This window comes from Pseudomonas sp. Pseusp97 (assembly GCF_047304025.1).
Classification (GTDB): Bacteria; Pseudomonadota; Gammaproteobacteria; order Pseudomonadales; family Pseudomonadaceae; genus Pseudomonas.
The window spans coordinates 1-10,215 of record NZ_JBGLYK010000203.1; the positions used below are offsets into that span (position 1 = coordinate 1).

The following is a 10,215-nucleotide window of genomic DNA, read 5'->3' on the forward strand; positions in this document are numbered from 1 at the left end:
GGCCGGCAGGCTGCGGGAGGGTCGGGCGACCAGCAGGGCGCTGGTGATCTCCTCGACTATCTGTTCGGACACCGCACTGACTTCGGACGAGCCCATGGAGGTGAACAGGTCGCCGTCGGCTTCGCTCTCGTAGCGACGCGAGGCCAGCAGCTGGCCGGTCAGGCCGTCGTGGTAGCGCACGGTGGAGCTGATCCACTCCTGGCCATCGTTGCCGGAGCGGTTGTTGGCGCTGTGGCCGGCGCCGACCTCGATCACCACCAGGGTGGACAGCGTATCGGTGGCCCGCGGTTCGCCGTCCTGCTCGCTGAGCTGGTAGTCCGCCGAACCCGCCTCGTCACGCAGCGCTTGCCGCCAACTGGCCTTCAGCGCGCCCCAGCGCGGATTGGCCGCTACCGTCGGGTCCGGCTGGAAGTTCACCACCATCACATGGCGGGTGTCGCGGTACAGGGAGATGGGCGCGGTGCGGTCATCCCGGCGGACGTCCGCAGAACATCCGCAGAGCAGGGAGACGGCCAGGGCGAGCGTGACATTGCGCATGGTGCTTTCTCTTTATTGTCTGCCGGCATTCTGCCAGCCCATCATGACGTCCGGATATCCTCCGAAGGTCAGCCCTCTACCAATCCTCGTCGTCGAGGCCCGGCTGGTATTCCTCCACCTCCTCGTCATCCTCCGCGTCATCGCCGGGCTGGTCCTCGAAGAACGCCGCATCCTCCTCCAGCAGGCCGTCGAGGTCGTCGTCGAGGTCCAGCAGGTGGTCGTGTTCGGGCTCGTGGAGGTCGAGGTCGTCGTCAGTCATGGCCGGTCTTTCGTGGGGGGAAACAGGGAAGGGAATCACAGTATAAGTCGCACCGCGGGCGGATGGCGCTGGCGTGACGGCGGACGGCGCTTTGCGGCCTTGCCGGATCGCGATTCGTCCACGATTCTCTATGGACCACGGGCATCGCGCCGTGAACGACGAACAGGGGGTAGGAATGAAGACTGTGGCTCAGCTGTTGAACGCCAAGGCGGACCAGCAGGTTTACACCATCGCCCCGGATGCGCTGGTGATCGATGCATTGCGCCTGATGGCGGAGAAGAACCTCGGCGGCCTGCCGGTGGTCGAGGCCAACCAGCTGGTCGGCTTCTTCAGCGAGCGCGACTACGCCCGGCGCCTGGCGCTCAAGGGGCGCAACTCGGAGAACACGCCGATCAGCGCGGTGATGACCGCTCCGGTGATCACCGTGGACACGCACCTGAGCGTCGACAAGTGCATGGGCATCATGACCGAGCGCCACCTGCGCCACCTGCCGGTGGTGGAGAACGGCGAGCTGCTCGGGCTGCTGTCCATCGGCGACCTGGTGAAGGCCGCCATCGCCGAACAGGCGGAGCTGATCCAGCAGCTGGAACAGTACATTCGCGGCGAATGATCGCTCCGGCGGTCGCTCAGCGCGCGGCCGCCGTTTCCACCTGGCCGCTGTGCAGGTCGACGAGGCTCAGGCAGCCGTCGGCATAGCCGCTGCCCGTATCGATGTAGTGGGTGTTGCCCAAGGGCCGCACGGCGCTCTGCGCGGTATGACCGACGTACAGGCGCTCCAGCCCGACAATGACGCTGGCGTCTTCCTTCTCGATCCGCGTGCGTGCCCACATCGCGAGGCCGACGGCGTTGCGCCGGGCGCTCTCACCCAGCTCGCCAGCCAGCGCGGCGATGCCGCTGTCCCAGTCGGGGAAGGCCGGTGACACCGGCGCTTCGGCGTGCACTATCCCGATGCGACGTCCCTCCCCCAGCTCGACCTCTATCGCCAGTGGCAACTGCTGCAGGCGCCGCGCGATGCGTTCGCGGGCCACCGGGGTGAGCCGGTACAGCCAGGCGCCACCATTGCGGAAGTGCAGGTCGCGGTCATCGCCAGCCAGCACCACGTCGATCACCAGTTGCTCGTGGTTGCCGCGCACCGAGGCGAACCAGGGCTTGGCCAGCCAGTCGAGCACCTGCGGCGAATAGGGCCCGCGATCGACCAGGTCGCCGGCCGCGAACAGACGGTCGGCAGCCGGATCGAAACCGACCCGGTCCAGCAGACGCTGCAACAGTTCGAAATGACCGTGCACATCCCCCACCACGAAATCGCGGCCGCGCTGGTTGCGCGGGTAGCGTTGCAGGGGCTGCTCCGGCAGAAGGGTGTTCATTGCCAACTCCAGGACTTTCCAGGACACAGCTTACCAGCTGCCTATCTGACAGCTGCACATTGCGTTCCAGCGGCACTGCGACGAAAGCATCAAAGCCTGCTGACTCGCTGTTGCCCTGGCAGCGACGGCCCAGCATGGATTGCTTCCCCAGCAGCACAGCGCCCGCACCGCCCAATAAAAAACCTTTTGTATCAGCCACTTAACATTAATCAGGAAAGCGGTACGGAGTTTGCGATGTCCCCAGCAAGCCATCCGGCCTTCATGACGCGTGAGCCAGCACAAGAGCAACGCAATAACAGCTTCATGCCTTGCGGCGACGACCGAGCACCACAGAGCAGCCGTCCTTTCGCCGCCCCCTGGGGACACCATGTTCAAACGCAACACCCTTTCCTTCGCCGTCGTCCTGGGGCTTGCCAGCCTCAATGCCTACGCGGCCGATGGCGATACGCAGAACAAGGAAGAAGCCAGCGCCGCGCCGACCCTCGGCAAGGTGGTGGTCACCGCGCAGAAGCGCGAGGAGTCGGTGCAGGAAGTGCCGGCGCCGATCACCGTGCTCAGCGGCGAGAAGATCCGCGACTCCTCGCTGCAGTCGGCCAACGAAGTCACCCGCTACACGCCCAACGCCTCCGCCGGCACCACCGACGGCCACGGTCGGCCGCGCTGGTGGATCCGCGGTCTGGGCACCGGCGACCAGGGCGCCAACACCGTCAGCCCGATCGGCATCTATGTCGACGACGTGTACATCGCCAACATCAGCGCCACCGGCTTCCCGCTGTTCGACCAGGAGCGCGTGGAAGTGCTGCGCGGCCCGCAGGGCACGCTGTGGGGCAAGAACACCACGGGCGGCGCGATCAACTTCATCTCGCGCAAGCCGACCTTCAGCCCCGAGGGCTACTTCAAGGTCGACATGGGCAACTACGCCAACCGCATCGTCGAAGGCGCGGTGAGCGACGCGCTGGTGGACGACAAGCTGGCCGGGCGCGTGTCCTTCCATCACCAGGGCCGCGACGGCTACACCGAGAACATCAACGACGGCGACGACAAGGGCGCGCTGGAAGACGACGCCGTGCGCCTGCAACTGGCCGCGCGGGTGAACGACAACCTCGACGCCAACCTCAACGTCCACGCCCGCCATTACCACGACACCGCCAGCTACAACACGGTCAGCTACGGCACCCGTCCGGACGGCACCAACCAGTTCGGCTATTCCATCGACCCGGAACTGGGCAAGGCCAACTTCAACGCCAAGTACCAGGCCGAGATCGACCAGGCCGGCAGCAACCTCAACCTGGTCTGGCAGCTGGGCGAGCTGGAACTGACCTCCATCACCGCCTTCGAGCACTTCACCCGCGACGGCTGGACCGACAGCGACAATACCCCGCTGGAGCTGCAGCGCAGCTACAGCTACGCCGACAGCCAGCAATGGTCGCAGGAACTGCGCCTGGCCTCGCCGCGCACCGATCGGCTGAACTGGGTGCTGGGCTTCCACTACTTCAACGAAGACCTGCAATCGAAGAACGCCAACGCGGCGCTGACCAACCCTTACATCCCCAGCTACTACAACAACGTCAGCTACGACCAGCAGACCGAGAGCTACGCCATCTTCGGCAGCACCACCTACAACTTCACCGACGATTTCAGCCTCACCGCCGGCCTGCGCTGGACCCGCGAGACCAAGGACATCGACCTGGAGCGCCTGGTCAACCGCGGCACGGCGCGATTCGGCGACGGCCACTGGTGGCAGCCGGGCAACGTCGAGTCGCCGCTGATCGTCAACGCCACCCAGGACGAGAGCAACACCTGGAGCGACTACAGCTGGGACCTGACGCCCGAGTACCGGATTTCCGATAACGCCCGCGCCTACTTCCGCTACGCCCGCGGCTTCCGCTCCGGCGGCTACAACGCCGGCGTCACCAGCCAGGCCACGGTGGCCAAGGTCGACCCGGAATACCTGACCTCCTACGAGCTGGGCCTGAAGTCGGAATGGTTCGACGGCCGCCTGAACGCCAACGCCAGCGTCTTCTACTACGACTACGAGGACATCCAGCTCAACATCGTTACCGCGGTGAATAACCAGACCGTCTCGCGCCTGGCCAACGGCGCCCAGGGCGAGGCCTACGGCGCCGAGTTCGAACTCGAAGCCATCCCGGTGCAGAACCTGCACGTGAACTTCGGCCTGGGCCTGCTGCACACCGAGTTCACCGACTACACCTCCGGCCCGAACGACTATTCCGGCAACCACTTCGTCCGCGCGCCGAACGTCTCGGCGGTGATCGGCGCCGACTACCGCATCCCGCTGAACGTCGGCGGCGCGGTGGTACTGGGCACCGACTGGAACACCCGCAGCCGCCAGTACTTCTTCACCAACGACCAGAGCCAGAACATGCGCACCGGCGGCTACACCCTGGGCAACGCGCGGGTGACCTACGAACTGCCGGGCGAGACCACGCGCGTCACCGCCTACGTGAACAACCTCACCGACAAGGAATACCGCAACCACACCCTGCCTACCGGCTACCAGACCGCCGCCGTCATGTTCGGCGACCCGCGCACCTTCGGCGTCTCGGTCACCACCGACTTCTGAGCGAGGTAATGTCCATGAACCGTCTGCATCGCGCGCTGCGCCGGCTGTTGCCGGCCGCCGCCGTGCTGCTCGCCAGCCATGCAGTGGCTGCCGAGCAGCCCACCACCCTGCGCATCGCCACCGTGGCCTACGCCAATGCCGGGCAGATCACCTTCAACGGCCCGGCCTACGTGATCGACCGCGACAAGTGGCTGGAACAGCAGCTGGCCCAGCGCAATATCAAGCTGGAATGGGTGCCCGCCGCCACCGCCTCGGTGGGCACCTTCGTCAACGAGGAATTCGCCAACAAGCGCATCGACTTCGCCTTCTACGGCGACCTGCCGTCGATCATCGCCAACGCCTCGGGCGTGCAGACCCAGTTGATCGTCCCCGGCGGCATCGGCAACAACGTCTACCTGGTGGTGCCGCCGGGTTCCACGGCGAAATCCATTGCCGACCTCAAGGGCAAGCGCATCGCCCTGCACCGGGGCCGGCCGTGGGAGCTGTCGTTCGCCAAGCTGCTGGAGGCCAACCACCTGGGCTTCGAGGACTTCCGCATCTTCAACCTCAACCCCCAGGCCGGTGCCGCCGCGCTGAGCGCCGGGCGGGTGGATGCGTTCTTCACCCTGAGCGACGCCTTCCTGCTGGAGGACAAGCAGGTCGGCCGCATCATCTGGTCGAGCAAGCAGGCCCCGGCGGACTGGAAGATGCGCGCCGAAGTGTGGGGCGCGAAGGACTTCGTCAAGGAACACCCCGACCTCACCCAACTGGTGGTGGACGCCTATCTGAAAGCCGCGTGGTGGGTCTCCCAGGACGCCAACCAGGCGGCCTACCAGGACGCCCAGGCCCGCTCAGGCGTACCGCTGAGCGTGCTGCAGCGCGAGGTCTCCGGCGAACCCTGGTCGGCGCACTTCTCCCCGCTCTACGACGCTGCCCTGCGCCAGCACTACACCGACGGCATTGCCTACAGCCTGAAGGCCAAGCTGATCCGCAACGAGGTGAAGGTCGATGAACTGCTGGAACCGAAGTTCGTCGAGCAGGGATTGAAGAACCTGCAGCTGGAAGGGTTCTGGAAAGAGCAGGCGAAGACCGTCGCCAGCCAACCCTGATCTTCCCGAACTTCCTCCATACAACAAGCCCCCTCAGCGGGGCTTTTTTATTGTATTAACGGCAAACTTTCCCGAGGCACTGTTCATAACAAGTAGCTGCTCCAGCACCACCCTGAAAGCAGTTGCTGCAGCACCAGCAGAAAAACACCTGAAATCCGCCTGAAACCGCTCTAGAACGCATGGCACAGTGCTTGCTCCGGCTAATTCGAAACTTATTGAATAGCCCCGAGTGACTGCCATGAAACACGCAAGAAAGTTCCAACTGAAACCGCTGGCGATAGCCTTGTCCGGCGTGTTCCTGCTCAACACGGAAGTTGCACTTTCCGAAGATTCGAAATCCCCCTCTGGTGTCACGCTCGACACCGTGACCGTCCAGGGGCAAAGCCAGGAAACCCAGGTCGGCGACGCGCGCAAGGAGGTGGCGGCGGTCTCCCGGGGCACGCTGACCAAATCGCAGCTGGAGAAATTCGTCGGCCTCGACAGCGCCGTCACCGGCGCCCTCAAGTACCTGCCCGGCGTGCACGTCAGCGGCGGCGACAACAGCGGCATCACCGAAGGCGGATTGAATATCCGCGGTTTCTCCCAGGACCAGATCGGCTTCGTCCGCGACGGCATCCCGCTCAACGACCCGCAGTTCCTCACGCCCCACGCCGACTTCATGGGCGATCCGGAGAATTACGAATCGGTCTCGGTGCTCTACGGCTCGTCCTCGATCAACGCCCCGACCCTGACCGCCAGTGGCGGCAGCGTGCTGATCAGATCGGTAGCACCGACCAAGGACAGCGGCCTGCTGGTCAAGCAGAACGTCGGCAGCGACAACCTGTTCCGCACCTTCGCGCGGGTCAACACCGGCGAGGTGGATGGCTTCTCCGCCTGGCTCTCGGCCTCGCGCACCACCGCCGACCTCTGGGACAACAGCGGCGGCGAGCTGTCCTCCAACCGCTACGAGGGCAACCTGCAGTACGAGTGGGGCAACGGCAACCGCATCAATGGCCTCTTCTCCAGCTTCCTGATGCGCACCAACAGCTACAACCACCCGACGCTCGCCGAATACCGCGCCAACAAGTACGACCAGGGCTACCCGCGGGACGTCTACCCGACCAAGGGCAACGGCACCAACGGCGTGCCCGACGTCACCATTCCCGGCCAGAGCGCGGCGGCCTCGCGCGCCGATTTCAAGATCCAGACCTACGCGCTCAACGGGCTGTTCAACCTGTCCGACAAGGTCCAGCTGAAGGTCGACCCGTACTTCGTCCGCGTCACCGACGGCACCGCCGCGGTGGCGGTGGTGCCGGTCAACGAGAACAACGTCAACGCCGACCTCAATGGCGACGGCGACAGGATCGACCCGCTGGTGACCGGCGCGCTGAGCGTCTACCCGACGCAGTACCGCATCGGCTCCACCAACACCCTGGACTTCCTGGTCAACGATGATCACACCCTGCAGCTGGGCCTGTGGACCGACTACACCCACGCGCGCAACCAGTTCCCGGTGGTCGAGATCAAGGGCAACGGCAAGCCCGCCGGCATCGACGGCAGCCACAAGCTGCGCGATGGCGACGGCAACGCCATCTACTTCACCGACCAGCGCAACGAGATCACCACCCAGAAGCTCTGGCTGCAGGACACCTGGGACATCACCTCGCAGCTCGTCCTCACCGGCGGCCTGGCCTGGCAGCACACGCAGAACAAGGGGGACGACCGCCTTACCGGCTACACCGGCAGTGCCGACTACTACCGCTTCCTGCCCAGCCTGAGCTTGAGCTACCAGCTCGATCCGCAGCAGCAGCTCTACTACAACACCACCTCGAACATGCGCACGCCGGCAGTGGCGTCGGTCTACGGCCAGGCAGACGGCGGCGACAAGCAGAAGCCGGAAGTCACCTGGAACCAGGAGATCGGCTGGCGCTACAGCACCGACAACGTGCTGCTCAGCGCCGCTCTGTTCTACGACAAGTTCAAGGACCGTCAGGCGGCGTTCGAGGAAGTCTCCGGCGTCACCTCCTACTTCAACGCCGGCGACGTCACCACCAAGGGCCTGGAGCTGTCGCTCAACGGCCTGCTGCCGGCGAACTTCAACTACTTCGCGTCGTGGACCTACCTGCGCTCCACCCAGGACGACGACTACAGCGCAGGCGGCGTCAGCCTCGATACCCGGGGCAACCAGCTCTACGACACCCCGCGCAACCTGTTCAGCGCCGGCGTCGGCTACGACAACCAGACCTTCTACGCCAACTTCCTCGGCCGCCACACCGGCAGCTTCTACGGCGACCTGGCCAACAACGAGAAGATCGGCGGCTACACCGTGTTCGACGCCAACCTGGGCTACCGCCTCAAGGACCTGGGCAGCGCGCTGAAGGAAACCACCCTGACGCTCAACCTCAACAACGTCTTCGACAAGCACTACCTGTCGGGCGTGAACTCGGGGACGGTCTCCGCCGACCCGGCCGACGGCGATTTCTACGGCGCGCCCAAGTACTACAAGGGTGCCCCGCGCGCCCTGGTCGCCGGTATCTCCGTCGGCTTCTGATCACCCAGCGTGTGCCCGGCGCGGGAGCGTCGGGCCGGGAGGCGACATGACCACAGTTCACTACGACCACATCATCGTCGGCGGCGGCAGCGCCGGCAGCGTTCTCGCCAGCCGGCTGTCTGCCGATCCGCAACGCCGCGTGCTGCTCATCGAGGCCGGCCCGGATACCCCGCCGCACGCCACGCCCGCGGAAATCCTCGACGGCCACAACCCCTTCCGCCTGCGCCTGGAGTTGCGCGACCGCTACTTCTGGCCGGACCTGAGCGTGCGCCACGGCGCCCAGCCCGAAGGCGTCGAACGCCCGCAACGCTACCTCGAACAGGCCCGCGTGCTCGGCGGCGGCTCCAGCGTCAACGTGCTGGTAGCCAACCGCGGCCTGCCGCGCGACTACGACCAGTGGGCCGCGCTGGGCGCCGAAGGCTGGGGCTGGGACGACGTCCTGCCCTACTTCCGCAAGCTCGAACGCGACACCGACTACGCCGGCCCGCTGCACGGGCACAACGGGCCGATCCCGATCAGCCGCGTTTCCACCCGCGACTGGACGCCCTTCACCCGTTCCGTGGTCTCGGCGCTGGAAGACGAAGGCCTGCGCGACATCGGCGACCAGAACGGCGTGTTCGACGACGGCTATTTCGCCCCGGCAGTGAACCTCGAGCACGGCCAGCGCGTCTCCGCCGCCCGCGGCTACCTCGATGAACAGGTTCGTGCGCGGCCCAACCTGACGCTGTGGACCGACAGCCAGGTGCTCGGCCTGCAACGCGACGGCAAGCGCATCACCGGCGTCGAACTGCTGCGCGGCGGCGAGCGCATCGCCGTCCAGGCCGCCGAAGTCATCCTCGCCGCCGGCGCCCTGCACTCCCCCGCCCTCCTGCTGCGCGCCGGCATCGGCCCGGCGAGCCATCTGCAGGAGCTGGGCATCGAGGTGCTCGCCAACCGCCCCGGTGTCGGCGGCAACCTGTGGGAGCACAGCTCGCTGGGCACCTTCGCCACGCTCAGCGACGCGGCACGTTCCGATGCCGTGCTGGCGCGTCCCGGCACCTCGCACCAGCTGGGTATCCGCGCATCGTCCGGCATCGACCCGGACACCCCGTCGGACCTCTACCTGGCGGTCGGCGCGGACGCCGAGCGCGGCGTCGCCCACGCGCTGTTCTGGATCAACAAGCCCAGCTCCAGCGGCCGCCTGACCCTGCGCGACCGCGATCCGGCAAGCCCGCCGCAGGTCGACTTCAACCTGCTCTCCGATCCGCGCGACCTGCAACGCGCCCGCGCTGCGCTGCGCATCATCCAGCGGCTGTTCAAGCACCCGGTGCTGGCGCGCTATGAGCTGCAACTGGCACTCACGCCCTTCGCCGTCCCGCAGCCCGGCGGCCCGACACTGGAGGCGCTACTCAATGACGACGCCGCGCTGGAGGCCTACCTGCGCCAGCACATCGGCGGCGTCTGGCATCCCAGCGGCACCTGCCGCATCGGCGCCGCCGACGACCCGCAAGCCGTGGTCGACAGCGCCGGCCGCGTCTACGGCGTGGAGGGCCTGCGGGTCGCCGACGCCTCGATCATCCCGGTGATTCCCACCGCCAACACCAACCTGCCGACCCTGATGCTCGCCGAGAAGATCGCCGACGCCATCCTGGCCGGCGCCTGAGGAGCGCGCCATGTCTCGTCATGAACTGCTGATCGATGGTCGCCTGCAGGCAGCCGCACACTATGACCGGGTGATCGACCCGGCCAGCGAGGAGCCGGTCGGCGAAGCCGCCCGCGCCAGCGCCGAACAGGTTGACCAGGCAGTAGAAGCTGCACAGCGCGCCTTCCCGGCCTGGGCCGCCACCCCCGACCTCCGCCGCCAGAGCCTCGCC

Annotated in this window: 9 protein-coding genes; 6 read left to right on the top strand and 3 right to left on the bottom strand. The window is 66.3% G+C overall.

Annotation, left to right across the window (positions count from 1 at the left end):
• Together ACCC94_RS23935 and ACCC94_RS23940 are read right to left on the bottom strand one after the other, a co-directional pair.
• A partial coding sequence (locus tag ACCC94_RS23935) for a hypothetical protein (RefSeq protein ID WP_413352096.1) occupies nt 1-537 on the bottom strand: 537 nt, incomplete at its 3' end.
• 76 nt (nt 538-613) lie between these two features.
• Nucleotides 614-796: a hypothetical protein gene (locus ACCC94_RS23940; RefSeq protein WP_413352097.1), complete on the bottom strand. Its 183-nt coding sequence runs from the start codon at nt 794-796 to the stop codon at nt 614-616.
• A gap of 175 nt (nt 797-971) precedes the next feature.
• Here ACCC94_RS23940 and ACCC94_RS23945 point away from each other — a divergent pair, with 175 nt between their 5' ends.
• Nucleotides 972-1,406, top strand: a complete 435-nt coding sequence (locus ACCC94_RS23945; protein WP_413352098.1) for a CBS domain-containing protein — start codon at nt 972-974, stop codon at nt 1,404-1,406.
• 16 nt (nt 1,407-1,422) lie between these two features.
• On the opposite strand, the gene ACCC94_RS23950 is transcribed toward ACCC94_RS23945, so the two are convergent.
• Complete coding sequence (locus ACCC94_RS23950; protein WP_413352099.1) at nt 1,423-2,160, bottom strand: metallophosphoesterase; 738 nt, start codon at nt 2,158-2,160, stop codon at nt 1,423-1,425.
• A gap of 367 nt (nt 2,161-2,527) precedes the next feature.
• On the opposite strand from ACCC94_RS23950, the gene ACCC94_RS23955 reads away from it, so the two are divergent.
• The 5 genes from ACCC94_RS23955 to ACCC94_RS23975 form a co-directional block, all read left to right on the top strand.
• Nucleotides 2,528-4,744, top strand: coding sequence for a TonB-dependent receptor (locus tag ACCC94_RS23955; protein WP_413352100.1), 2,217 nt, complete (start codon nt 2,528-2,530; stop codon nt 4,742-4,744).
• 14 nt (nt 4,745-4,758) lie between these two features.
• Nucleotides 4,759-5,832: an ABC transporter substrate-binding protein gene (locus ACCC94_RS23960; RefSeq protein ID WP_413352101.1), complete on the top strand. Its 1,074-nt coding sequence runs from the start codon at nt 4,759-4,761 to the stop codon at nt 5,830-5,832.
• 238 nt (nt 5,833-6,070) lie between these two features.
• Nucleotides 6,071-8,362, top strand: a complete 2,292-nt coding sequence (locus ACCC94_RS23965; protein WP_413352103.1) for a TonB-dependent receptor family protein — start codon at nt 6,071-6,073, stop codon at nt 8,360-8,362.
• A gap of 46 nt (nt 8,363-8,408) precedes the next feature.
• Nucleotides 8,409-10,004, top strand: a complete 1,596-nt coding sequence (locus ACCC94_RS23970; RefSeq protein ID WP_413352104.1) for a GMC family oxidoreductase — start codon at nt 8,409-8,411, stop codon at nt 10,002-10,004.
• 10 nt (nt 10,005-10,014) lie between these two features.
• Nucleotides 10,015-10,215: aldehyde dehydrogenase family protein (locus ACCC94_RS23975; protein ID WP_413352105.1), on the top strand; the 201-nt coding region annotated here is incomplete at its 3' end.

Coding starts and splice junctions, on each gene's coding strand:
- ACCC94_RS23960 (WP_413352101.1), top strand. CDS start 4,759: ATGAACCGTCTGCATCGCGCGCTGCGCCGGCTGTTGCCGGCCGCCGCC.
- ACCC94_RS23970 (WP_413352104.1), top strand. CDS start 8,409: ATGACCACAGTTCACTACGACCACATCATCGTCGGCGGCGGCAGCGCC.
- ACCC94_RS23945 (WP_413352098.1), top strand. CDS start 972: ATGAAGACTGTGGCTCAGCTGTTGAACGCCAAGGCGGACCAGCAGGTT.
- ACCC94_RS23940 (WP_413352097.1), bottom strand. CDS start 796: ATGACTGACGACGACCTCGACCTCCACGAGCCCGAACACGACCACCTG.
- ACCC94_RS23950 (WP_413352099.1), bottom strand. CDS start 2,160: ATGAACACCCTTCTGCCGGAGCAGCCCCTGCAACGCTACCCGCGCAAC.
- ACCC94_RS23965 (WP_413352103.1), top strand. CDS start 6,071: ATGAAACACGCAAGAAAGTTCCAACTGAAACCGCTGGCGATAGCCTTG.
- ACCC94_RS23955 (WP_413352100.1), top strand. CDS start 2,528: ATGTTCAAACGCAACACCCTTTCCTTCGCCGTCGTCCTGGGGCTTGCC.